Annotated in this window: 18 protein-coding genes; 4 read left to right on the top strand and 14 right to left on the bottom strand. The window is 64.2% G+C overall.

The window, feature by feature from the left end; all coding sequences use genetic code 11:
- Nucleotides 1-43: 43 nt before the first annotated feature.
- Genes BGK68_RS14030 through BGK68_RS14020 form a run of 3 tightly spaced genes read right to left on the bottom strand, consistent with a single transcriptional unit; the run spans nucleotide 44 to nucleotide 3394 of the window.
- A complete protein-coding gene (locus BGK68_RS14030; protein ID WP_075257613.1) occupies nucleotides 44-1030 on the bottom strand; it encodes a magnesium and cobalt transport protein CorA in 987 nt (328 codons plus the stop codon).
- A gap of 38 nt (nucleotides 1031-1068) precedes the next feature.
- On the bottom strand, nucleotides 1069-1965 hold the full coding sequence (locus tag BGK68_RS14025) for a DMT family transporter (protein ID WP_198937206.1): 897 nt from the start codon (nucleotides 1963-1965) through the stop codon (nucleotides 1069-1071).
- Nucleotides 1966-1990: 25 nt separating this feature from the next.
- On the bottom strand, nucleotides 1991-3394 hold the full coding sequence (locus BGK68_RS14020) for an MFS transporter (protein ID WP_075257611.1): 1404 nt from the start codon (nucleotides 3392-3394) through the stop codon (nucleotides 1991-1993).
- A 149-nt stretch (nucleotides 3395-3543) separates the two neighbouring features.
- On the opposite strand from BGK68_RS14020, the gene BGK68_RS14015 reads away from it, so the two are divergent.
- A complete protein-coding gene (locus BGK68_RS14015) occupies nucleotides 3544-5391 on the top strand; it encodes a chorismate-binding protein (RefSeq protein WP_075257610.1) in 1848 nt (615 codons plus the stop codon).
- 84 nt (nucleotides 5392-5475) lie between these two features.
- Here the strand turns inward: BGK68_RS14015 and BGK68_RS14010 are convergent, their stop codons facing one another.
- The 5 genes from BGK68_RS14010 to BGK68_RS13990 form a co-directional block, all read right to left on the bottom strand.
- Nucleotides 5476-6999: an efflux transporter outer membrane subunit gene (locus BGK68_RS14010; RefSeq protein WP_075257609.1), complete on the bottom strand. Its 1524-nt coding sequence runs from the start codon at nucleotides 6997-6999 to the stop codon at nucleotides 5476-5478.
- Nucleotides 7000-7021: 22 nt separating this feature from the next.
- Nucleotides 7022-10258 carry an efflux RND transporter permease subunit gene (locus BGK68_RS14005; RefSeq protein WP_075257608.1) on the bottom strand — a complete coding sequence of 1079 codons (3237 nt, stop codon included), beginning with the start codon at nucleotides 10256-10258 and terminating at the stop codon, nucleotides 7022-7024.
- Between the two features lie 12 nt (nucleotides 10259-10270).
- Nucleotides 10271-13417: an MdtB/MuxB family multidrug efflux RND transporter permease subunit gene (locus BGK68_RS14000; RefSeq protein ID WP_075257607.1), complete on the bottom strand. Its 3147-nt coding sequence runs from the start codon at nucleotides 13415-13417 to the stop codon at nucleotides 10271-10273.
- 12 nt (nucleotides 13418-13429) lie between these two features.
- On the bottom strand, nucleotides 13430-14992 hold the full coding sequence (locus BGK68_RS13995) for an MdtA/MuxA family multidrug efflux RND transporter periplasmic adaptor subunit (RefSeq protein ID WP_075257606.1): 1563 nt from the start codon (nucleotides 14990-14992) through the stop codon (nucleotides 13430-13432).
- A gap of 394 nt (nucleotides 14993-15386) precedes the next feature.
- Nucleotides 15387-15926, bottom strand: coding sequence for a Spy/CpxP family protein refolding chaperone (locus tag BGK68_RS13990; protein ID WP_075257605.1), 540 nt, complete (start codon nucleotides 15924-15926; stop codon nucleotides 15387-15389).
- 236 nt (nucleotides 15927-16162) lie between these two features.
- Here BGK68_RS13990 and BGK68_RS13985 point away from each other — a divergent pair, with 236 nt between their 5' ends.
- On the top strand, nucleotides 16163-16900 hold the full coding sequence (locus tag BGK68_RS13985; RefSeq protein ID WP_198937205.1) for a response regulator: 738 nt from the start codon (nucleotides 16163-16165) through the stop codon (nucleotides 16898-16900).
- Entirely contained in the window at nucleotides 16897-18285 is a 1389-nt protein-coding gene (locus BGK68_RS13980) for an ATP-binding protein (RefSeq protein WP_075257603.1), read from the top strand. The genes BGK68_RS13985 and BGK68_RS13980 overlap by 4 nt, the downstream gene beginning before the upstream one ends.
- A 78-nt stretch (nucleotides 18286-18363) precedes the next feature.
- On the opposite strand, the gene trpS is transcribed toward BGK68_RS13980, so the two are convergent.
- The 3 genes from trpS to BGK68_RS13965 form a co-directional block, all read right to left on the bottom strand.
- Nucleotides 18364-19398, bottom strand: a complete 1035-nt coding sequence (gene trpS / locus BGK68_RS13975; protein WP_013233532.1) for a tryptophan--tRNA ligase — start codon at nucleotides 19396-19398, stop codon at nucleotides 18364-18366.
- 270 nt (nucleotides 19399-19668) lie between these two features.
- A complete protein-coding gene (locus BGK68_RS13970; protein WP_069373559.1) occupies nucleotides 19669-20232 on the bottom strand; it encodes a glycine zipper family protein in 564 nt (187 codons plus the stop codon).
- A gap of 76 nt (nucleotides 20233-20308) precedes the next feature.
- Nucleotides 20309-20638: a hypothetical protein gene (locus BGK68_RS13965; protein WP_075257602.1), complete on the bottom strand. Its 330-nt coding sequence runs from the start codon at nucleotides 20636-20638 to the stop codon at nucleotides 20309-20311.
- Nucleotides 20639-20985: 347 nt separating this feature from the next.
- On the opposite strand from BGK68_RS13965, the gene BGK68_RS13960 reads away from it, so the two are divergent.
- Nucleotides 20986-21423 carry a hypothetical protein gene (locus tag BGK68_RS13960; protein WP_075257601.1) on the top strand — a complete coding sequence of 146 codons (438 nt, stop codon included), beginning with the start codon at nucleotides 20986-20988 and terminating at the stop codon, nucleotides 21421-21423.
- 119 nt (nucleotides 21424-21542) lie between these two features.
- Here BGK68_RS13960 and fumC read toward each other — a convergent pair whose 3' ends face one another.
- The 3 genes from fumC to BGK68_RS13945 all read right to left on the bottom strand — a co-directional run bounded on the left by fumC (nucleotide 21543) and on the right by BGK68_RS13945 (nucleotide 24793).
- The gene (gene fumC / locus BGK68_RS13955; protein WP_075257600.1) at nucleotides 21543-22931 is read right to left on the bottom strand and encodes a class II fumarate hydratase; all 1389 of its coding nucleotides are present in this window, start codon (nucleotides 22929-22931) and stop codon (nucleotides 21543-21545) included.
- A 224-nt stretch (nucleotides 22932-23155) separates the two neighbouring features.
- On the bottom strand, nucleotides 23156-23506 hold the full coding sequence (locus tag BGK68_RS13950; RefSeq protein WP_075257599.1) for a DUF3579 domain-containing protein: 351 nt from the start codon (nucleotides 23504-23506) through the stop codon (nucleotides 23156-23158).
- 327 nt (nucleotides 23507-23833) lie between these two features.
- Nucleotides 23834-24793, bottom strand: a complete 960-nt coding sequence (locus BGK68_RS13945) for a CobD/CbiB family protein (RefSeq protein WP_075257598.1) — start codon at nucleotides 24791-24793, stop codon at nucleotides 23834-23836.
- Between the last annotated feature and the right edge of the window lie 101 nt (nucleotides 24794-24894).

The following is a 24894-nucleotide window of genomic DNA, read 5'->3' as shown; positions in this document are numbered from 1 at the left end:
ACCGGGTGCGGCAATTTGCCGCACCCCGCTGCACCGACCGGTCTCAGAGCCAACCGGCCTTGCGCAGCCGCCGCCACAGCAGCGTGCAGGCGCTGACGATACCGCCCAACACCAGCGGGAAGCTCCATTCCCACGACAGCCCCGGCATATGCGCGAAGTTCATCCCGTAGAGACTGAAGATCATGGTCGGGATGGCCAGGATCGCACCCCAGCCGGCCAGTGTCTGCACGATCTCGTTCTGGTGGATGGTGACCTGGGCCAGGTTGATCTGCACGGCCGATTCCACCATTTCCCGCAGACGGTCGCCGGTATCGATGAAGCGCACCACGTGGTCGTAGATGTCGCGGAAGTAGGCCTTGCCGTCCTTGGTGATGAGGCCCTCGTGGAAGCGCAGCAATTGCGTGCAGACATCCAGCAGCGGCGAGGCCGCCGAGCGCAGGCGGATCAGCTGGCGCTTCAACTGGTACAGCTCCTGCAGGTAGGCCTTGCCGCTGATGGCGCCGGGATTGAAGAGCTGTTCTTCGTACTGGCTGAACTTGGCTTCGAGGTCGTCCATGATGGGACGGTAGTTGTCCACCACGAAGTCCATGATGGAATAGAGCACGAAGCTGGGGCCGCGCACCAGGCGCTCGGGCAGCATCTCGCAGTGTTCGCGCACCTTGGCATAGCTGCGCGAGGCGCCATGGCGCACTGTGACCACGAAGCGCGGACCGGTGAGGATGTGGGTCTCGCCGAACTGCACTTCGCCACCGGTCAGCTGGGCCGTGTGCAGGACCACGAAGAGGGTGTCGCCATATTCCTCGATCTTGGGGCGCTGATGGGCGGCGTAGGCGTCTTCCACGGCCAGCTCGTGCAGGCAGAATTCTTCCTTGATCTTGTTCATCAGCTCGACGTTGGGCTCCAAGAGGCCCAGCCAGACGAAGGTACCCTCTTCTTCCAGCACGTCGCTGATCTCGTCGAGGCTGATCTCGCGCAGCTTCTTGCCCTTCTTGTAGACCGTGCAATTGACGATCATCTGGGGATCGATCATGTCTCTTTCCTGTCTTCCTGTTTGTTGTTCTGGCCTGATCAGCCCGGCAGTCGCCGCCAGCGCAGCCGCTGCCGGAACACCTGCGCCATGATGACGCCGCCCAGCGTGATGACGCCGCCCACGGCATGGTAGCCATGCAATTGCTCACCCAGCGCCAGCACGGCAATGATGACAGTAAATACCGGCATCAGGTTCACGAAGATGGCGCAGCGGCTCGCCCCCAGATACGCCACGCCGCGCATCCACAGGAACTGCGAAATGATGGAAGCGGCAATGCCGGCATAGAGCAGGATGGGCAGGTTCTCGCGCGTGAGCGGCGAGTGATGGCCCAGCACGAAACCGGGAAACAGCAGCACCACCGCCATGAGCACCTGCATGTACAGCAACTGCCAAGTCCGCAGCGGCAAGGCCCAGCGGCGCAGCATCACGCCATACAGGCCATAGGCGATGGTGGCCAGCAGCATGAGCAGGTCGCCCGTGACCACGCCCTGTTCGAACAGCGCCAGCGGATGGCCGCGCCCGATCAGCACCGCCAGGCCCAGTAGCGAAAGAATACCGCCGCCCAGGGTGCCCACGGTGGGCGGTTCGGACAGCAGCTTGATGCTCAGCACGAGGGTCAGCAGCGGCATGAGCGAAGCGATGATGCCCATGCTGGTGGCCGAGGCCGTGGCGGCGGCGAAGTAGGCCAGGCTCTGGAACAGCACCATGCCCAGCAGCGCGAGCACCACGATCTTGCCCAGATGAGGCCGGATCTGCGCGCGTGCGGCCCAGGTCTGGCGCGCCAGGAAAGGCGACATCAGCAGCGCCGCCAGTACCCAGCGATAGAAGGAGATGTCTTCCGGCGCAATGACGCTGGCCGACATCTTGCTGATGACGGTATTGCCGGCCCAGATCAGCACCGCGCCGAGGGGAAACCAGAGGTGTTTATAGTGCATCGTTATCCTCAATGTTCTGTAGAACTCAGGCTGGACGGCTCTCGTCGCGCCCGGCCATCTCGGCCCCGGCGTCATGCGGCAGCTGGCGCAGCATCAGCAGCGCGCAGGCCGCCACCGCCCCCACCACCAGGAAGGCCGGCCAGAAATCCTGCGCCACCAGCGTGGCATGGCCCTGGATTTCGTTGGACATCTGCAAGGCAAACCCGGCCAGCACCACGCCCATGCCGATGGACAGCTGCTGGGCCACGCTGGCCATGCTGGTGGCCTGGCTCAGGCGCAGCTTGTCCACATCGGCGTAGGAGATGGCATTGAGGCTGGTGAACTGCAGGGAGCGGAAGCAGCCGCCGATCAACAGGATCACCACCATCAGCAGGTAAGGCGTCTGCGGCGTGAAGGTGGCGATGGCCCACAGGCCCAGCACGCCCAGCGCGCCATTGACCAGCAGCACGCGACGGAAACCGTAGCGGCGCAGGAAACGCGCGGCGATGGTCTTCATGAACATGGCCCCCGCCGCCGAGGCGCAGGTCAGCATGCCTGAATGGAAGGGCGTATAGCCAAAGCCCAGTTGCAGCATCAGCGGCAACAGGAAGGGAATGGCGCCGATGCCCACGCGATAGAAGGAACCGCCGAAGACGCCCGCGCGCAAGGTGGGAATCTTCAGCAGCGCCAGGTCGATCAGCGGCGCGCTGGCGCGGCGCGCATGCCAGACATAGCCCGCCAGGAAGGCCACGCCCGTCAGCACGCAGGCCAGCGCCACCTCGCCGGAGACCAGATGGCGTCCTGCCGTGGCCAGTCCCATCATCAGCAGCGAGCAACCCAGCGCCGAGAGCAGGAAGCCCTTCAGGTCCAGCGGCGCGACCTGCTCGGCCTTGAGGTCGGGGATGAAGCGCGTGGCCAGGTAGAGGCCGAGGATGCTGATGGGGATGTTGATGAAGAAGATCCAGCGCCAGTGGAAATAGGTGGTGATGAAGCCGCCCAGCGGCGGCCCCAGCACGGGACCGAACAGGGCCGGAATGGTCAGGTAGGACAAGGCCTTGACCAGGTTGACCTTTTCCACGCTGCGCAGGATCACCAGCCGCCCGACCGGCACCATCATGGCGCCGCCCATGCCCTGCAGGAAGCGGGCCGCCACGAATTGCGGCAGGGTCGAGGAGACGCCGCACAGTATCGAGCCCAGCATGAAGACGCAGATGGCCGAGCGGAAGATGGTGAGCGAGCCGAAGCGGTCCGCCATCCAGCCCGAGATCGGGATGAACACGGCCAGGCTGACCAGGTAGGAAGTCAGCGCCAGCTTGAGCGAAATGGGATCGACGTTCATGTCCAGCGCCAGCGCTGGCAGGGAAGTCGAGATGACGGTGGAATCCATCTGTTCCATGAACAGCGCACAGGCGACGATCAGGGGAATGATGAAGGTGCGTGGGATAGGCATGGGCAAAGGTGTGGATGAAGCCGCGATGGCGGCCTGCAGCGCAAATGACCGGCATTGCAGAACGCCCGGCAAGCCTTCAAGTATACCTTTTACGCTATCATGCTGCCGGCGGCCGTCCTGGCCGCCGCTCTCATCGCTGCCCACGCTTCATGAACGATTGCTTCGCCCTCCTCGACGACCACCAGGCCAGCCCGGCCGACCCGCGCTCGCGCCTCTATACCGGGCACGTGCGCACGCTCTGCTGCACCGATGCGGCGGGCTTTGCGGGCCTGCTGGACGAGATGCAGGCAGCCCTGTGCGGTGGCCTGCACGCCGTGGCGCTGTGGAGCTATGAACTGGGCGCGGCGCTGCAGGGCTTGCCGCATCATCGGTTGCAAGGGCCATTGGCGCGCGTGCTGCTGTTTGCCCGCTGCGAGCGCCTGGCCGCTGCCGAGGTCGATGCCTGGCTGGCCGCATCGTGTCAGGCGGACGGTGCCGATATGTTCACGTCAGGCGGCATCGCCAACCTGCGCAGCAGCGTGGACGAAGCCGCCTTCAGCGCGGCCATCGCCCGCATCCGCGACTACATCGCCGCCGGCGACACCTACCAGGTCAACTACACGTATCGCCTGCATGGCGACGTCCACGGCGACGCCATCGGCCTGTATCGCCGTCTGCGCGCGCGTCAGCCGGTGCCGTATGGCGCGCTGGTGCGCGATGAGCTGGGCGGCATGGTGCTGTCGTGTTCACCGGAGCTGTTCGTCTCGCACCAGCAGGGCGTGCTCAAGGCCAAGCCCATGAAGGGCACCGCGCGCGCCGTGCCACCCGAGCAGGAAGGTGCAGAAACGGTCAACGCGCAACGCGCCCTGGCGCTGGCCGCCGATGAAAAGAACCGGGCCGAGAACCTGATGATCGTCGACCTGCTGCGCAATGACCTGGGCCGCGTGGCCGTGCCGGGCTCGGTGCAGGTGCCGCATCTGTTCGACGTGCGCCGCTATGGGCAGGTGCTGCAGATGACCTCCACCATCCGCGCCCGCCTGCGCGAGGACGCCACGCTGGCCGACACCATCAACGCGCTCTACCCCTGCGGCTCCATCACCGGCGCCCCCAAGCGCCGCACCATGGAAATCATCCACGAACTCGAGAGCGAGCCGCGCGGACTCTACACCGGCGCCATCGGCTGGTTCGACGCGCCCCGCGCAGGCGGCCCGGCCATCGGCGACTTCTGCCTGTCAGTACCGATCCGCACACTGGAGCTGCAAGCGCCGCACGCAGGCCTGCGCAAAGCGGTCATGGGGGTAGGCGCCGGGATCGTCCATGACAGCCAGGCCGCTGCGGAATTTGCCGAATGCCAGCTGAAGTCCTCCTTCCTGACCGGTCTGGAAAAAGACTTCGGCCTCTTTGAAACCCTGCACGCCAGTCAACAGGGCTGCCGCCATCTGGATTTGCACCTGCAACGCCTGCAAGGCTCGGCCGCTGCGCTGGGTTTCCCTTACGACGAAGCAGCGATCCGCCAGCAACTGGCCGCCACCTGCACTGGCCTGCCCGCCGATACGGCGCATCGTCTGCGCCTGGCGCTGGATGCGCAGGGCCGCATCACTATCCAGCACGCAGCGCTGACGCCATTGGCGGGACCGGTCAAGATCTTCCTGGCCGAGACCGCCACCGACAGCCACGACCTCTTCCTGCGCCACAAGAGCACGCGCCGCGCCCGCTACGACGCTGCCTGGAAAGAGGCCGAACAGCGCGGCGGCTTCGACATGCTCTTCTTCAATGAACGGGATGAATTGACCGAAGGCGGACGCAGCAATGTCTTCGTCAGGATCGCTGGCCGCTGGTGCACGCCGCCCCTCCCCTCGGGCGTGCTGCCGGGCGTGATGCGGCGGGTGCTGCTGGCCGATCCCGCCTGGGATGCAGTGGAAGCCGTGATCACCCGCGCCGACCTGCTGGCGGCGCAGGAGATCGTGGTCTGCAATGCCTTGCGGGGAGCGCTGCCGGCTGTGCTGGTGAGGCCCTAGTTACTTCTTGGCTACCCTTTTGTTACGCTTCATTCACGCGTAACTTGCTTACCGATTACTCAACTCAACTCAACTCAACGCAACTCAACGCAGCGCGGCATTCTCTTTCAGTGCTTTGGCTTTTTCTGCACTTTGCTGTTGCAGCGGCCCCAGGTCGTCCAGGCTGTGCTCGTCCCAGCCCCCGCCCAGCGCCTTGGCCAGCAGCACGCTGGCGGCCATGCGGCGGTTGAGGATGTTCAGCGAGGTCAGCTCGGCCGACAGCGCCGTGGCCTGGGCGGTGATGACATTGACGTAACTGACGGTACCCGCCTTGTACTGGTTGTTCACCAGCGTCACCGCCTGGCGCGCGGCCTGCAGCGCCTCACCCTGCACCGCTGCTTCCTGCTCCAGGATGCGCAGCGCGGCCAGGTTGTCTTCCACTTCCTGGAAGGCGGTCAACACGGTTTGCTTGTAGGTGGCCACGGTGCCGTCATAGGTGGCGATGGCCTGGTCGGTAGCCGCAGCGCGCGCGCCGCCATCGAAGATGCTCTGCGCCAGTTGCGGTCCCAGTGACCAGACGCGGCCCGGCAGCGTGAACCAGTCAGCGAAGCTGGAGCTTTGGTAGCCGCCCGACGCTGACAAGGTCAGGCTGGGAAAATACGCCGCCTTGGCCACACCGATCTTGGCATTGGCCGAGGCCACCCGGCGCTCGGCAGCGGCCACATCGGGACGGCGTTCCAGCAGCATCGAGGGAAGGCCCTGCGGCACCGGTGGCGCAACGGCCGCCAGCGGAGCGCGCGGCAGCGCGAATTGCGCCGGTGTCTTGCCCACCAGCAGCGCGATGGCGTGCTCGACCTGGGCGCGGGTAACACCATTGTCCAGCGCCGAGGCCTGGGCCGATTTCAATTGCGTCTGCGCCTGGATCACGTCGGACTTGGCCACCATGCCGGCGGCATACTGGTTCTGCGCCACCTGCAAGGAACGCTCGTAAGCCTGCACCGTCTCTTCCAGCAATTGCTGCTGGGCGTCCAGCACGCGCAGTTGCAGGTAGTTCTGCGCCACCTGTGCCTGTGCCGACAGGCGCGCTGCGGCCAGGTCCGCCGCACTGGCCTGGGCGCTGGCCTGGCTGGATTCGACATCGCGCCGCACCTTGCCCCAGATATCCGCCTCCCAGGCAGCGGTCAGCGAGAAGGTATAGGAATTGCGCACGCTCCCCGCGCTGCTGCCCGAGGCAGCGCTCGAGGAAGACGAGCCTGCCGACCCCGAGCTCCCCCGCGACGCCCCGGCCGAGGCCGACAGCGTGGGCGAATAGGCCGAGCGCGAACTTTGCACCAGCGCCACGGCGCTGCGGAAATTGGCTTCGGCCAGGGCCAGGTTCTGGTTGGAGATATCCACCTGGGCCACCAGGGCATTCAATTGCGGATCGCCGAACATCTCCCACCACTTGCCATCGGCCACCAGGTCGCGCGGCTGGGCCGGCTTCCAGTTCTGGCCTTCCTTGAAGACGGCAGGTCCCGTGTCCATCTGCGGGCGCACGTAGTCGGGGCCGACCGAGCAGGCGGCCAAGGCCAGGCTGGCCACCAGCACCGCCAGCAGGGGCTTGAGTTTGAAGAGGTCTTGTTGCGTCATGCGTTTCTCCATCACGGCAGCTTCAGGCGGCCGAGGTTTCTGTCTTGTTCTTGCGGCCGAAGCGGCGCTTGCTCCAGCTGCTCAGGCGTTCCATGTAGAGGTACACCACCGGTGTCGTATAGAGCGTGAGCAACTGGCTCACCACCAGCCCGCCGACGATGGAAATGCCCAGCGGCTGACGCAGCTCTGCGCCGTCACCATGGCCGATGGCCAAGGGGATCGCGCCCAGGAGCGCCGCCATGGTGGTCATCATGATGGGGCGGAAGCGTAGCTTGCAGGCCTCGAAGATGGCGTCGCGCGGCGACATGCCGCGATTGCGTTCGGCATCGATGGCGAAGTCCACCATCATGATGGCGTTCTTCTTGACGATGCCGATGAGCAGGATCACTCCGATCAAGGCGATGAGACTGAAGTCGGTCCCCGTCACCATCAGCGCCAGCAGCGCCCCCACGCCTGCCGAGGGCAGCGTGGAGATGATGGTGATGGGGTGGATCAGGCTTTCATAGAGGATGCCCAGCACGATATACACGGCCAGCAAGGCGGTGAGGATCAGCAGCGGCTGGCTGGACGTGGACGACTGGAAGGCATTGGCCGTGCCGGCAAAGGTGCCCAGCACATTGGTGGGCACGCCCAGTTGCGCCATGGCGCGGTCGATGGCCGCCGTGGCCTGCGACAACGAGACCCCTTCAGCCAGGTTGAAGGACAGCGTGGACGCCACGAACTGTCCCTCGTGGCTGACCGACAAGGAGGTGGTGGTCGGCTCGAAACGCGAGAAGGCCGCCAGTGGGATCTGCCGTGACGGTGCGGTGGAGATGGTCTGGGCCAGGCCGGTATTGGCGTTCAACTTGCCCGAGGCCGACAGCGCCGGCGGCGTGGACAGGCTGGAAGTAGTCGGCGAGAGGTTGGAAGAACCGGCCAGGCTGACATAGGTATCGCGCAGGGTTTCCGGGCTCTGCCAGTATTGCGGCGCAGCTTCCATCACGACGTGGTACTGGTTCATGCCGCTGTAGATGGTCGAGATCTGGCGCTGCCCGAAGAGGTCAGACAGAGTGGAATCGATCAACTGCGGCGTGACGCCTGCGCGCATGGCGGTCTCGCGGTCGATGGTCAGCGTGGTCTGCAGGCCGTTGTCCTGCTGGTCGGTGCTGATGTCTTCCAGCTCCTTGAGGTTGGACAGGGCCAGGCGGATCTTGGGCTCCCAGATGCGCAAGAGGCCCACGTCATCGGACTTGAGGGAGTATTCATATTGCGAATCGCTCTGCCGCGCGCCGATGCGGATATCCTGCACCGGCACCAGGAACACCCGCGCACCAGCCACCTTGGCGGTCTTGATGCGCAGGCGCGCCACCACCTTGTCGGCACTGTCCTTGCGTTCGCTCAGCGGCTTCAGGGTCACATACATGAAGCCGCCATTGCGCCGCTGCCCGCCGGTGAAGGCCACCACATCGGAGACGGCCGGATCGGCCCGGACAATGTCGATGAATTCATTGAGCTTGGTGCGCATGGCCTGGAAGGAAATCGCCTGGTCGCCACGGATGCCGCCCACCAGCCGGCCGGTGTCCTGCTGCGGGAAGAAACCCTTGGGAATGGCCTTGTACAGGTACACGTTCAGGGCGATGGTGGCCAAGAGGATCAGCATCATCAAGGGCGCCGCCCGCAGCGCCCAGGCCAGCGTGCGCTGATAGGCCAGCAGCATGTCGTCGAAGATGGCCGCGCTCTGGTCGGCGATCTTCTGCAGCCAGGGATGGCGGCGCTGGCGACGCGCTTCGTCAGCGGCGGGATCATGGCGCAGCAACTGCGCGCACATCATCGGCGTGGTGGTCAGCGAAACCACCAGCGAGACCAGGATGGCCACCGACAAGGTGATGGCGAACTCGCGGAAGAGCCGACCGACTATCCCTTCCATCATCAGGATGGGAATGAACACGGCAATGAGTGAAATGCTCATGGACAGCACCGTGAAGCCCACCTCGCGCGCGCCCAGCAAGGCGGCCTTGTAGGGCTTCATGCCCGACTCGATGTGGCGCGAGATGTTTTCCAGCACCACGATGGCGTCATCGACCACGAAGCCGGTGGCGATGGTCAGCGCCATGAGCGAGAGATTGTCCAGGCTGAAGCCGGCCAGATACATCACGCCAAAAGTGCCGATCAGCGAGACCGGCACCGCCACCGCCGGGATCAGCGTGGCGCGTGCATTGCGCAGGAACAGGAACACCACCATGATCACCAGCGCCACCGAGAGGATCAAGGTGAACTCGGTTTCCTTCAACGAGGCGCGGATGGTGGGGGTGCGGTCCAGCACCACCTTCATGTCGATGGCCGAGGGAATCGAGGCCTGCAACTGCGGCAATAGCTCGCGCACGTTATCGACGGTGTCGATGATGTTGGCGCCGGGCTGGCGATTGATGATGATCAGCACCGAGGGCTTGCCATTGGACGAACCGGCATTGCGCACATCAGCCACCGAATCGCGCACCTCGGCCACATCCTGCACCCGCACCGGCGTGCCGTTGCGGTAGGAGACGATCAGCGGCGCATATTCAGCGGCGGTCTTGGCCTGGTCATTGGCGTAGATCTGCCAGTTGCGGTCCTGGTCTTCCAGCAGGCCCTTGGGACGATTGGCATTGGTGGCCGCCACGGCGGTGCGCACGTCGGCGGTGCCGATACCGTACTTGTTGAGCGCGGTCGGATTCAACTCGATGCGCACCGCCGGCTGCGAGCTGCCGCCCACGCTGACCTGCCCTACCCCGCGCACCTGCGAGAGCTTCTGCGCCACGATGCTGTCGGCGGCGTCATACATCTGGCCCTGGGTCATGGTGTCGGAGGTCATGGCCAGGATCAGGATGGGCGCGTCCGCCGGATTGACCTTGCGATAGGTCGGATTGCTCGGCATGCCAGTGGGCAGCAGGTTGCGCGCCGCATTGAGCGCGGCCTGCACGTCGCGGGCGGCGCCGTCGATGTCGCGACTCAGGTCGAACTGCAAGGTGATGCGGGTGGAGTTCTGCGAGCTGGTCGAGGTCATCTCGGTCACGCCCGCAATCGCCCCCATGGCGCGTTCCAGCGGCGTGGCGACGGTCGCGGCCATGGTCTCGGGACTGGCCCCGGGCATCGAGGCCGAGATCGAGATGGTCGGATAGTCCACCTGCGGCAGCGGCGACACCGGCAGCAGGCGGAAGGCCACGATGCCGGCCAGGGCGATGCCGATGGTCAGCAGCGTGGTGGCAATGGGCCGCTGGATGAAGGGAAGCGAGATATTCATGCGTCGATCCGCTTACACCGCCGGCGGCAGGGCGGCCGGCTTGCCTTCGTCATCATCGCCGCCCGGCCCTGGCTCACGCTGGCCGAAGCGCGCGCGCAGGCGGCGACCCAGGCTGTCGAAACCGAGGTAGATCACCGGTGTGGTGAACAGCGTCAGCACCTGCGACACCAGCAAGCCGCCCACCATGGTGATGCCCAGCGGCTGGCGCAGCTCGGAGCCCACACCGGTCCCCAGCATCAGCGGCAGCGCGCCCAGCAAGGCCGCCATGGTGGTCATCAGGATGGGACGAAAGCGTAGCAGGCAGGCCTGGTAGATCGCCTCGCGCGGGCTCTTGCCCTGGCGCCGCTCGGCTTCCAGCGCAAAGTCGATCATCATGATGGCGTTCTTCTTGACGATGCCGATCAGCAGGATGATGCCGATGATGCCGATGATGCCCAGGTCGGTGCCCGAGATCATCAGCGAGAGCAAGGCCCCGACCCCTGCCGAGGGCAGCGTGGAGAGGATGGTGATGGGATGGATGTAGCTCTCATAGAGCACGCCCAGCACGATGTACATCGTCACGATGGCCGCCAGGATCAGCCACAGCGTATTGGACAGCGACGCCTGGAAGGCCAGCGCCGCGCCCTGGAAGTTGGTGACGGTGGAGGCCGGCATGCCGATCTCTTCTTCGGCGGCCTTGATGGCCTTGACCGCCTGGCCCAATGACGCGCCCTTGGCCAGGTTGAACGACACGGTGGCCGCCGGGAACTGGCCGATGTGGTTCACCACCAGCGGCGCGGTGCGTTCGGTCACCGTGGCAATCGACGACAAGGGGACCTTGCCGCCGCCGGAGGTGACCAGGTAGATGCTGTCCAGCGCTGCCGGGCCGTGCTGGAACTCGGGCTTGACTTCCATCACCACGCGGTACTGGTTGGATTGGGTATAGATGGTGGAAATGAGGCGCTGGCCGAAGGCGTTGTAGAGCGCATTGTCGATGGCCGCGGTGGTAATACCCAGGCGCGAGGCGGCATTGCGGTCGATCTCGATGTAGGCCTGCAAACCCTGGTCTTGCAGGTTGGTGGCCACATCGGCCAACTCGCTCTGTTGTTGCAGCCGGGCGATCAGCTTGGGCACCCAGGTGCTCAGCACAGCGGGATCGGCGTCTTCCAGCGTGAACTGGTATTGCGTGCGCGAGACGCTATCCTCGATGGTCAGGTCCTGCACCGGTTGCATGTAGAGCGTGATGCCCGGCACCTCAGCGGCCAGCTTGGCTTGCAGCCGGCGGATCACGTCCGGGGCCGAGACGTCGCGCGTTTCATGGGGCTTGAGGTTGATGAGCATGCGGCCACTGTTCAGGGTAGCGTTGGCGCCATCCACGCCGATGAAGGAGGTCAGGCTCTCCACGGCCGGGTCTTGCAGCACGACCTTGGCCAGTTGCTGCTGCTTCTCGGCCATGGCGGAAAACGAGATCGATTGCGTGGCCTCGGAAATCCCCTGGATGACGCCGGTGTCCTGCAAGGGGAAGAACCCCTTGGGCACGAACACGTACAGCAACACCGTCAAGCCCAGCGTGGCCGCGGCCACCAGCAGTGTCAGCTTCTGGCGCGCCAGCACCCATTGCAGCATGACGCCATAGCGGGCAATGATGCGGTCGAAGAACTGCTGGCTCTTGTGATAGAACCAGCCTTGCTGTTCTTCCGGCTGATGGCGCAGCAGGCGCGCACACATCATGGGCGTGAGCGTGAGCGAGACCACTGCCGAGATCAGGATGGACACGGCCAGCGTGACCGCGAATTCATGGAACAGGCGGCCCACCACGTCGCCCATGAAGAGCAAGGGAATGAGCACGGCGATCAACGAAAAGGTCAGCGAGATGATGGTGAAGCCGATCTGTTCGGCCCCCTTCAGCGCGGCCTGCATGGGCTTCATGCCCTCTTCGATGTAGCGCGAGATGTTCTCGATCATCACGATGGCGTCATCGACCACGAAGCCGGTGGCAATGGTCAGCGCCATGAGCGTGAGGTTGTTGATCGAGAAGCCGGCCAGATACATGATGGCAAAGGTCCCCACCAGCGAGAGCGGCACCGCCACGCTGGGGATGAGGGTGGCCGGCACATTGCGCAGGAAGACGAAGATCACCATCACCACCAGCGCCACCGAGAGCAGCAGCTCGAACTTCACATCGTCCACCGAGGCGCGGATGGTGGTGGTGCGGTCGGTCAGGATGCGGACATCGATAGCGCCCGGCAGGCTGGCCTGCAGCTGCGGCAGGATCTTCTTGATGCTGTCGACCACGGCGATCACGTTGGCGCCGGGCTGGCGCTGGATGTTCACGATCACCGCCGGCTGGGTATTGGCCCAGGCGCCCAGGCGCACGTTTTCGGCCCCATCGACCACATCGGCCACATCCGAGACGCGGATGGGCGCGCCATTCTTGTAGGCGATGATCAGATTGCGGTATTCATCGGCAGAACGCAGCTGGTCATTGGCATCGATGGTGGAGGCGCGCGTGGGACCGTCGAAGCTGCCCTTGGCCTGGTTGACGTTGGCGTTGCCGATGGCGGTGCGCACATCATCCAGGTTCAGGCCCAGCGCTGCCACGGCGCGCGGATTCAACTGCATGCGCACAGCCGGGCGCTGGCCGCCCGACAGGCTCACCAGGCCCACCCCGGACAGCTGCGAGATCTTCTGGGCGATACGGGTATCGATCAGGTCTTGCACCTTGGGCAGGGGCATGGTGCTGGAGGTCACCGCCAGCGTGATGATGGGTGTATCAGCCGGGTTGACCTTGCTGTAGACCGGCGGCATCGGCAGGTCCGAGGGCAGGAGGTTGCTGCCGGCATTGATGGCGGCCTGCACTTCCTGTTCGGCGATGTCCAGGCTCAGGTCGAGGTTGAATTGCAGCGTGATCACCGAGGCCCCGCCGGAACTGGTGGAGGACATCTGCTTCAAGCCTGGCATCTGGCCGAACTGGCGTTCCAGCGGCGCGGTGACCGAGGAGGTCATCACATCGGGACTGGCGCCGGGATAGAGCGTGACCACCTGGATGGTCGGGTAATCGACTTCGGGCAGGGCCGACAACGGCAAGAGCCGGTAGGCCACGATGCCCACCAGCAGGATCGCCAGCATCAGCAAGGATGTGGCGACCGGCCGCAGGATGAACTGGCGCGAGGGATTCATGCGTGGCCCTGGTTATTTGGCGGCATTGCCACTGCCGTTGCCATTGCCGGCGGCTTCACGCTGGCGGCGCAGCTCCATCATCTTCTGGCGGCGCTGGTCTTCGGGCAGCTTCTTGATCTCTTCGCCGAATTCGCCGGCGTCGATGCGCTTGTTGAGTTCGGCCCAGCGCTTCTGGCGCTCTTCCGGGCTCATGCCGCCCTGAGCGCCCTGCCCTGCATCACCGCCAGCGCCAGCCTGCGCACCCTGATTGCCCTGGCCGCGCTTGCCATGGCGGCGTTCGGGATTCTCGGTGGTGAGCTTGTTGGCCGGATCATCCGCACCGCCTCGCGCCACCGCTTCCACCTTCGCGCCTTCACGCAGACGGTCGATGCCATCGATGACCACGGTCTCGCCCGCACTCACGCCATCGGTGATGACGGTCAGGTCATCCTGCACTGGACCGGTCTTGACCGGCCGCACAGTGACGCTGCTGTCGTCCTTGACCACGTAGACGAACAGGCCCTTGGCGCCGCGCTGGATGGCTGCCGTGGGAATGACGGTGGCGCCCTGCTCGGTGTTGAGCTGCAGGCGGATATTGACGAACTGGCTGGGGAAGAGCGCGTAATCGGTATTGGGGAACTGGGCCTTGAGCTTGACCGTGCCGGTGGTGGCGTCGACCACGTTGTCGATGGTCAGCAGCACGCCATCGGCCAGCTTGTTCTTCTGCTCACGGTCCCAGGCCTGGGCCGGCAGCTTGCGGCCGCTCTGCAGTTGCTGCAAGACCTTGGGGATATTGTCTTCGGGGATGCTGAAGATGGCCGTGATCGGCTGCAACTGGGTGATGATGACCAGGCCGTTGGTATCGCTGGTGGTGACGTTGTTGCCCACGTCGGCCTGACGCAGACCCAGGCGGCCGCTGATGGGCGCGGTCACGCGGGTGAAGGAAAGCTGCAGGCGGGCGCTGGCCACGTTGCCTTCGTCGGCCTTGACCGTGCCTTCGTATTGCTTGACCAGGGCGGCCTGGGTATCGACCTGCTGGCTGGCGATCGAGTCCTGCGCCAGCAGGGTCTGGTAGCGCTTCAGGTCCAGCCGGGCCGAAGCCAGCAAGGCGCGGTCGCGCGCCAGTTGGCCTTCGGCCTGAGTCAGCGCCGCCTGCAGCGCGCGCGGATCAATCTCGGCCAGCAGGTCGCCGGCCTTGACGACCTGGCCTTCCTTGTAGTGCAGCTTCATCAATTGGCCATCCACGCGCGCCCGCACGGTAGCGGTGGCCGTGGGCGTGACCGCACCCAGGCCGTTGAGGAAGACATTGACGTCTTGCAGACGCGCCTTGGCCACGCCCACCGGCATGGTCTGCGCGCCGAAGGCGCCGGGACCACCCGGACGGCGTGCACCCGCTCCCCCCGGACCCGGACGGCCACCCAGCCCGCCCATGGCCGCCATCTGCTCTTGTTCTGCCTTCTTCTTGGACCACATCTTGTAGCCGCCACCGGCCGCCAGCGCCGCCACCAGCACCCAGAACCACCAGCGGCGCAGGATGCTGCCCCGGGCGGATGGGTTGGAGGGAGATGGCGGGTGGGGATTGGGAGTATTTGTCATGTCAGGGAAACCAGTGGACCGATCACGTCATCAAGTCATCACGTCAACGGGCCGCCACCATGGCGGCCCGCCAGAATTTGTCTGCTGTATCTGCTTGCCTGCTCGCAGCGCCGGGAGCAACCCGAAAGCCTAAGGGATGGCAGCGCCCCAATCGGGTCGGGCCGCCGCCGTTATTCTCTCCGAACAGGCTGACGGGCGTGCAACATTGTCAGCATGCCGCCCAGCATCCAGGCTGGCACGCAGTGTACCCAGCTATTGCGTGTATTGCACGATGTGCCAGCCAGAACAAACGGGAACAGCCTTGCGCGGGTTACGCAAGGCTGCGGGGTGACACTGCCCGAGACGCCGGCATCGGGCATGCGCCGGCGTGAGAGCATCTCCTGCCGGACCTGGATCAGTTGGCCGGAGGAGCAACCGGAGCCGGGTTGCCGTCATGGGGCGGGCCCTTGCGATCACCACGACGCATGTGCTCCATCTTTTCCCAGCGATGGCGTTCCATCTTGGCGTGCTCGGCGTCGAAGATCTTCTGCTGTTCCGGCGACAGGGTGGCGTAGAAGTCCTTGGTGGCGGCGATACGCTGTTCGGCGAAGGCTTCACGCTTGCGCATCATGTCCAGTTGCTTGTCCAGGCGTTCCGGGGTGGACAGCTTGGCCCATTCGTCCTTGTCGGGACGGCCAGCCTGGTCGAACGGGGCCGGTTTGGTCTTGTCCAGGAAGAGCTTCCAGGCGGCTTCCTGGGAAGCGGTGATCTTGAGCTTGTCGTGCAGCTCGGCCTGGTGCTTGGCGCGCATCTGCTCGAACTTGGCGACCTGCTGGGGGCTGGGCGGATGGCCTTGCGGGCCGCCCGGGGGCATCTGGGCGAAGGCCGACAGGGTCACGGCGCTGATGCTCACGGCGGCGATGCCGGAGAGGATACGGTTCTTGATTGTCAACATGGCTTGCTCCTTTCAGGGGTGATGCTCTGTAATGCGTTGGACGGCGACATGCCGTCTTGGCACGGTTCCCATTAAACCGGCGGCGTGTATCGGGGATTTTTCCGCTGTGGCGTCATTTGTATCGTTTTGTATATACGCAGGCCGCCCAGGTATCGTTTTATTTCTACCCCGCGCCTTGTAAAGACCCGATACAAATCCACCCTGCACGCCCGGACAAGTTCGGCATAATGCGACCCATGGATACAAATACTCACATCCTCGTCGTCGATGACGACCGCGACATCCGCACCCTGCTGGCCGAATACCTGGACAGCAACGGCCTGCGCACGCTCACCGCCACCAATGGCAGCGAAATGCGCCGCGTGCTGGAAGAGTCGCGGGTAGACCTGATCGTGCTGGACCTGACCCTGCCCGGCGAAGATGGGCTCACGCTCTGCCGCAACCTGCGCGCCAGCTCATCCGTACCGGTCATCATGCTGACCGCGCGTGGCGAGCCGCTGGACCGCATCCTGGGGCTGGAGATGGGCGCCGATGATTACCTGGCCAAGCCCTTCGAACCACGCGAGCTGTTTGCCCGCATCCGCAGCGTCCTGCGCCGCACCCAGGCCTTGCCGCCCAACATGGCCCAGCCGGACGTGGCCACCATGCGCTTTGCCGGCTGGACCCTGGAGCTGACCGCGCGCCACCTGATAAACAAGGATGGCGTGGTAGTGGCCTTGTCGGGCGCGGAGTTCCGCTTGCTCAAGGTCTTCCTCGACCATCCCAACCGGGTGCTCAACCGCGACCAGTTGCTGGAACTGACCCAGGGCCGCGAATCCGATCCCTTCGACCGCTCGGTGGATATCCAGATCAGCCGCCTGCGCCAGAAGCTGGGCGATGATGCACGCACCCCCACCATCATCAAGACCGTGCGCAACGAGGGTTATGTCCTGGCCACCACTGTCACCACGGAAGGCGCGGGTCGCTCGGCATGAAGAATTTCCTGGGCTCCATCGGCAACCGCATCTTCTTCCTGCTCCTGGGCGGGATCGTGGTGGCGGTGTTCGCCACCAACTGGCTGGCCAGCAACGAACGCCGCAACACCCTGCGCGAGCTGCGCTTCCAGCACCTGGCCGACCGCGTCGAACAGATCGTCCAGGCGGTAGACCACATCCCCCCGGCGCAGCGCCCCATCGTGCTGCAGGCCGCCAGCAACTTCGGTTTCGAGGCGCGCATGGTGGAGGACATGAACGACGCCATCGGCCCCGATGCCAGTCCCAGTCCCAGCACCAGCCCCTTGACCGAGATGCTGCAGGCGCGCCTGGGCGAAGACCGCAAGATCGCCGTGCAGCGCGAGAGCGAATGCCCGCCCCTGCGCATCGATGACGTCCGCGCGCCGCGTCGTGATACCTGCCGCGTCATCTACATCAGCCTGCACGACCAGGCGCTGATGCGCCTGCGCCTGCACCAGCCGGGCGAGCCTCCTGCCCTGCGCGAACGTGGCGGGCCGGCCAGCCTGTTCGGACTGCAATACATCCTGCTGTTCCTGGTATTGATCGCCATGCTGGCCTGGCTGGTGGCGCGTATGGCCACCCGTCCCATCCGCCAGCTGGCGCAAGCGGCCTCGCGCCTGGGCAGCGACATCGACCACGCCCCGCTGGCCGAAACCGGACCGACCGAGATCCGCCAGGCGGCCCACGCCTTCAATGCCATGCAGGCGCGCATCCGCCGCCAGATCCAGCATCGCACCCACATGCTGGCGGCCATCACGCATGACCTGCAGACACCGTTGACGCGCATGCGGCTGCGGCTGGAAAAGGTCAGCGATCCTGGCTTGCAGCAGAAGCTCATCGATGACCTGGGCGTCATGCACGGGATGGTGCGCGAGGGGCTGGACCTGGCGCGCAGCATGGATTCATCGGAGAAGATCCAGGCGCTGGACATCGATTCCCTGCTCGACAGCGTCTGCGCCGACGCCGCCGATGCCGGCCAGGACGTGGCCCTGCAAGGCAGCACCCGCGCCTTCGTGATGGCCCAGCCGGGGGCCTTGCGGCGCTGCCTGACCAACCTCATCGACAATGCCTGCAAGTATGGCAAGTGCGCCCGCGTCTCCATCGCACTGGAACAGCAGAAGATCGCCATCCGCATCCGTGATCAGGGACCGGGCATTCCGGAGAGCGAGCTGGATGCGGTCTTCGAGCCCTTCTATCGGCTGGAAGCCTCGCGCTCCCGCGATACCGGCGGTACCGGCCTGGGGCTGACCATTGCGCTCAACATCGCCGAGAACCACCAGGGGCAGCTGCGCCTGCGCAACCTGCCCGAGGGCGGGCTGGAAGTCTTGCTGGAACTGCCGCAGATGACGCCCGCCAGGAACCGCTGAGCGCTTTCACGCCGGCATGAAAAAACCGCCGCATCCCCTGTCGGGATGCGGCGGTTTTCATTGATCGGTCAAGCTGACTTAGCCGAAATAGTTCAGACCTAGCGCAGCATTGACTTCCGACATGGTCTGCGCGGCCACGGCGCTGGCGCGCTCGGTGCCCCGCTTCAAGATGGCCAGCACTTCACCGCGGTCCTTGGCGAACTCTTCGCGGCGGGTGCGGATGGGTTCCAGCATTTCCTGCAGGATGCCTTCCAGGCGGCGCTTGACCACGCTGTCGCCCAGGCCGCCACGGGTGTAATGGGCCTTGAGTTCGGCCACGGCGTCGCGGTCAGGGTCGAAGGCATCCAGGAAGGTGAAGACCACATTGCCCTCGACCTGGCCGGGATCATCCACGCGCAGGTGGTTGGGGTCGGTGTACATGCGGTGCACGGCCTGCTTGATCTCGGCCGGCGTGGCACCCAGCGCGATGGAGTTGCCCAGTGACTTGCTCATCTTGGCCTTGCCATCGATGCCGGGCAGGCGGCCGGTTTCGGAGAGCACTTCCTTGCATTCGACCAGCACTTCGCGGTCCACGGTAGCGTTGAATTTGCGCACCAGTTCATTGGTCTGCTCGATCATCGGCAACTGGTCGCTGCCCACCGGCACCAGTTGGCCCTTGAAGGCGGTGATGTCGGCCGCCTGGCTGACCGGATAGGTCAGGAAGCCGGCCGGAATATCACGCTCGAAGCCGCGCAGGCGGATCTCTTCCTTGATGGTCGGGTTGCGCTCCAGGCGCGAGACCGTCACCAGGTTCAGCAGCACCATCGACAGTTCATACAGTTCGCGCACCTGGGACTGGATGAAGATGGTCGACTTCTCAGGATCGATGCCCACGGCCAGATAGTCCAGCGCCACTTCGAGGACGTTGTCGGTGACCTTCTGGTGGCGTCCCACGTTGTCGGTCATGGCCTGGGTATCGGCCAGCAGCAGGAACTGGCGCGAGGTCTCCTGCAGCGCCACGCGCGACTTGAGCGAGCCGATGTAGTGGCCCAGATGCAAGGGGCCGGTGGGACGGTCGCCGGTGAGAACGACGGGCAAGGTGCTGGAGGTGGAGCTAGTGGCGTTCGAAGACATGGTCATTCCTGATCGTTAATCTCTGGAATGCCGCCGCTCCCGACGCTGAAGAAACAATGCCGCCGGAACCGGCGGCATCATGGTCACATGGTCAAGCTGTGTGAAAACGGGCCGCCTCGTTCAGGCGCGCCACCAATGCTGGGTTTTCGCAAGTTGATTTTTTCGGAAAAGCATGGCGGCGAGTATAGCACCGACAGCGCACCGGCAGCGCGCCATGTTGCGCCGTATAAGAAAAAACCGCCTGCAAGGAGGCGGTTTGGACGCGCGGACTCAGTAAGCGCCCGGCGGGGGGCCGTAATACACCGGTGGCGGGCCGTAATAGCCCGGGGGCGGCGGCGGTGCGTAATAGTAGTAACGCGGATGGTAGGTATAGACGGTGGTGGTCTGCACCGGCTGCTGGACCTGGTTGCCCTTGCTGTACATGCATTGGGTATAGGTCATGTCGTAGCGCTGCTGCATGGAGTAATTGCCACCTGCCGCGGCATTGCTGCCGGCGGCGCTGCCCACCAGCAGGCCACCACCTGCGCCGATGGCGGCACCCGCACCGGCATTGCCTGAGGCGGCGCCGATGAGCGCGCCGGCCACCGCGCCGACGGCGGTGCCCACGGCGGCGCTGTTGGCGGCATTGTTCTGCGTCTGCGCCGCCTGGCCACCGATGGCGTCCTGGGCGTATTGCTGGCATTGCTGCTGGTCGGCGCGGAACTGCTCATAGCTCTTGCCCTTGCCGGGCATGGCCATCACCGAAGGGCCGGTGGGCACGCTCACGCAGCCGCCCAGCGCCACCATCGCGCCCAGGGCGCAGACCGTCGCGGCGCGCTTGTTGATCGGATTCATGGTGCTTCCTTTGCGCCACCGGCGAGGTGGCATCGGGTTGATACGGAGACTGGCGGTACGGAAGAACTGCCCGGCCTCACGGCGGCGGCCCGCCCGGCCCGGACGGGTTGGTATTGGGAACCACCTTCATCCACTGGCTGGGGCAGCTCTGCACGTAGGGATAGTAGGCGCGCGATTCCTGGCAGTAATACCAGTAATCCTGGCGCGGTTGCTCGATATAGACCGGCGGCGGTACGCGCTCGACATAGACCGGTGGCGGGTAGTAAAAAACAGGCGGCGGCGCCCAGATCGGCCCGCCGATCACCACGCCGCCATAGAAGCGCCCGTGCGCATACGCCGATGCGCTGGCCGCCAATCCTGCCACGGCGAGGACGCCACAGACACCGATTGCCGCAATTCTCTTCATGTGATCGCCCCTGGAAGTTTCTTTTCCTTGCCAGAGTGCATCATTCCCGAAGTCATCCGCTGAACCGGAACTCCTTTACCGGCGTGGGCTGCAGGCGCATCTGGCGCATGAAAGCAATATACGCCGGGAGTTGCTCGAATTGCTTCGATGTTTCAATTCGTAACCCGAATCAATATTGATATACATACGGTTGAGGATGCTTTGCAATTGGAGTATTTCCGCCATCCGAGAAAGTCATTTTATTCGAGACCGGCCACCTGTTTACAGATGAATAAGCTAGTTGCAGCGGAGGGAAGGATGAGCAATGACTATAATTTCATTGAGGGAATTTTCATGATCCGCGTCAAATGCCTTTATACGCTGACAGCCACTCCCTTATCCGCACCAATCTCCAACTCATCGCCTGTGGCGAGCGTCCCAAGGTCGTCCCGATCGGCAAGCTGACCGCCTTGCAACATGCCGCGATCAATGCTCAACGCCTTACGGAAGGACGTCCGCCCTTGATGGATGCAGAAATTCTCTTTCTCGGCAAACACCTCTTCAATAGTCGCCATGCCGACGGCTATTCGATTGACGATATGGTGGCACAGATCGATAGCGCACTTAGTGCCCAATCCGAAGTCTTACCTACGAAAAAAATGTCGGCGTTATGTAATCTGCACCGAAGAGCCGACGGTTATGGAAATCACGTCAACGATGTCGCAGTACTTGAATTGTCGGCGCGCAGGCCGAAGGCTGAGCTTTTTTCCACTATCCCGCGAGGCGATCTGATAAAGCCCGCGTAGCGCGCATCGTAACCGAACGCCAGAAAAACAAAACGGCCTTTTTCAAGGCCGTTTAGCGTCGCAGTCCTGGGTAACTTAAAGCTTCCAGCGCTCCTGCAACGCTGAAATCATATCACGATTCAACCCGGCCGCGTCATCTGCTCCGGCTTGATCCACTCGGCAAACTGCTCTTCTGTGACGTAGCCCAGCGACAGCGCCGCCTGCTTCAGGGTAGTGCCGTCGTGGTGCGCCTGCTTGGCGATCTTGGCGGCCTTGTCGTAGCCGATATGCGGCGCCAGCGCGGTCACCAGCATCAGCGACTTTTCCATCAGCTCGCCGATACGGCTGTGGTTGGCCTCGATGCCGCGCGCGCAGTGCTCTTCGAAGCTGGCCATGCCATCGGCCAGCAGGCGCACGCTCTGCAGGAAGTTGTGGATGATCAGCGGCTTGAAGACGTTGAGCTCGAAGTTGCCGCTGGCACCGCCGATGTTGAGGGCCACGTCGTTGCCAAACACTTGCGCGCACAACATGGTCATCGCTTCGCACTGAGTGGGATTGACCTTGCCCGGCATGATGGAACTGCCCGGCTCGTTCTCGGGAATGGTGATCTCGCCCAGGCCCGAACGCGGACCAGAGGCCAGCCAGCGCACATCGTTGGCGATCTTCATCAGCGCCGCCGCCAGGGTCTTCAAGCCGCCGTGGGAAGCCACCAGGGCGTCATGGCCAGCCAGGGCCGCAAACTTGTTGGGCGCCGTCTTGAACGGGAAACCGAAGAACCTGGCCAGCTCGGCCGCGACACGTTCGCCGAATTCGGGATGGGCGTTCAAGCCCGTGCCCACCGCCGTGCCGCCCGCGGCCAGCTCGGAGATGGCGTTGAGGGTGCCGATGACGGCCGATTCGGCATGTTCCAGCTGGGCCACGTAGCCCGAGAATTCCTGGCCGAGGGTCAGCGGCGTGGCGTCCTGCAGGTGGGTGCGTCCGATCTTGACGATGTCGGCGAACTGGGTGGATTTCTCCGCCAGGGTGCCGCGCAGCGTGTGCAGCGCCGGGATCAGGTGGGTCGCCACGGCCATGCAGGCGGCCACGTGCATGGCGGTGGGGAAGATATCGTTGGAGGACTGGCCACGGTTGACGTCGTCATTGGGGTGGATGAGGCGATCCTCGCCACGCACGCCGCCCAGGAGTTCCGAGGCGCGGTTGGCCAGCACTTCGTTCATGTTCATGTTGCTCTGGGTGCCGGAGCCGGTCTGCCAGACCGACAGCGGAAACTCCAGCGGATGCTTGCCGGCAATGACTTCATCGGCGGCGGCAATGATGGCCTCGGCCTTCTTGCCCTCCAGCTTGCCCAGGTCGCGGTTGACGCTGGCACAGGCGCGCTTGACGGCAGCCAGCGCCACGATCAGCTCGGTGGGCATGCGCTCGGTGGAAATGTGGAAGTGGCGCAGCGAACGTTCGGTCTGCGCGCCCCACAGGCGGTCGGCCGGCACTTCGATCAGACCAAAGGTATCGCGCTCCATGCGGTGGTTCATGATGCTTCTTCTCCGTGATAAGACGGCCACAAGCGGCCGGATGATTCCCCGGCCCGGGCAGAGGTGCATCCGACGCAGGCGGGGTGACTGAAGATCAACGAGCTAGTGTAACTGCTGGCGGGGCCGCCTGCAGGAGCGGGCGGCGGGAAGCTGGCGGGATGGTGCAAAGACGGCGCTGTCAGCGCCATTTCAAGCGGGATCAGGGCAAGGATGCGGCACAGGCCTCAAGCGCCCTTGTTGTCCTTGGGCGGGTCGGGCAGCACACAGGCCTCGACCACCTGCAGGTCATTGTCCTTGGCGAAATTGAGCACGAAGTGATAGGCCAGCGGCTCCAGCTCACGCAGGGCTTCGTTGACCACCACCGAGCGCACGCCATCGATATGGGTGGGCAGCACGTAGGGAGAATACTTCAGGTGGGCATTGCGTCCGCCACTGCCCTCGGGACGGAAACAGGACATCACGCCGCACAGGCGCTCAGCCCAGTCGCTGGGGCGAAACTGCCGGCCATCCGAGGTCTTGCCAAGGATGATGAATTCCTTGGCCGGTGCGTTTGCGGGTTTGATGGGATCAGCCATACATGCAGTTCTTCTAAAGCGCTTGCAACCGAATGCCCTGGTCCTGGTGGAACCTGAGCCCTGGATTCCGCGGTGCCTGCGCGATGTTCTGCGTTGGGTGCCAGCGGTGTTGAGTATTATATCTTATAGAAGACTTGGCTTCTACCGGTCTCCTCGCCTCCACCCAGCCCTGCATGTCGCCCGTGCCTGCCCTGCTGCTGATGCTGCCGGGCAAGGTGCGATCTTGATCTTTTGATGATGCGAAGCCGGGAGTATACCGGGTTGGCGCCTTTCGCGTTTCCAAAAATAAAGCGGGCCAGAGCCCGCTTCTTGCCAGACTGCCCGCTTCTAGCCCATCCACACCGCCACCGACAGCAACAGCAGCAGGAACATCCACAGCAGCAAGGCGCGCCAGACCAGGCCCACGGTGCTCTGCAGGGTACGCGGCGAGGGCGTGTCGCCGGGCAGGCCGTCGGCTTCCTCGGGCATGGAATCGACGGTTGCGGCATCGGCCGGCAGGATGATGCCGGCTGCGGCTTCCTTCTCGGTGCCAAAGCGCACACCCATGGCGCCGCCGCCGGCGGCCAGGATGATCCCGGCGCTCTCGTCATCCCAACGGCTGGCGAAGTTGCGCCAGGCATAGATGGCGTCTTCGAAGTTGCCCACCACGGCAAAGGCGGCGGCGGTCAGGCGAGCCGGGATCCAGTCGATCCAGTAGAAGGCCTGGGCGGCGAAGCGACCGAAGGCTTCGAACTTCATATGATCGGGCTCATTCCAGGCCCGCGAAAGATACTCGGCCACGCGATACATCACGGCCAGCGCCGGGCCGGCCGGCATCAGGAACCAGAAGAACACGCCAAAGACGTGACGATGCGTCGTGATGAGGGCGCGTTCGGAGGCGATACGGGAAATTTCGCTCACATCCATGCCGGTCGTATCCTGCCGGATCCATTCGGACAACAGGGCGCGGGCGGTCATTTCATCGCCGCTGTTGAGGGCCAGCTGGATCGAGGTGAAGTAGTGGCTGTAGTGACGGAAACCCAGCGTGAGATAGACCACCAGCACGTTCCAGGCGAACGCCGCCACCAGGCTCACATGCAGCAGCAACCAGTAGATCAGCGCCACCGGCACGGTCAGTGCGCCGACCATGGCCACCCAGCCCAGGCGGCCATGATGGACCTGGCCGGCATTGAACCAGCCTTCTATGGTCGCTGCGAAAGACTTGATCGATGCATAAACGGGATTGTCTGCGCGCAGCGGTTTGAGTTGTTCGATGAGCAGCGCAAAGAGAATGGAAAGAAATGTCATCAAGCAGCCTTATGGGTCTCTGTAGCCCGTACGATAACGCAGTGCAAGATGGGAATCAAACAATAGATTCGTTGACCGAAATCAACAAGAAATTTCACCTG

Source organism: Herbaspirillum camelliae (assembly GCF_001929405.1).
GTDB classification, from domain to species: Bacteria; Pseudomonadota; Gammaproteobacteria; order Burkholderiales; family Burkholderiaceae_D; genus Herbaspirillum; species Herbaspirillum seropedicae.
This window is presented reverse-complemented; position numbering and strand designations above follow the sequence as displayed.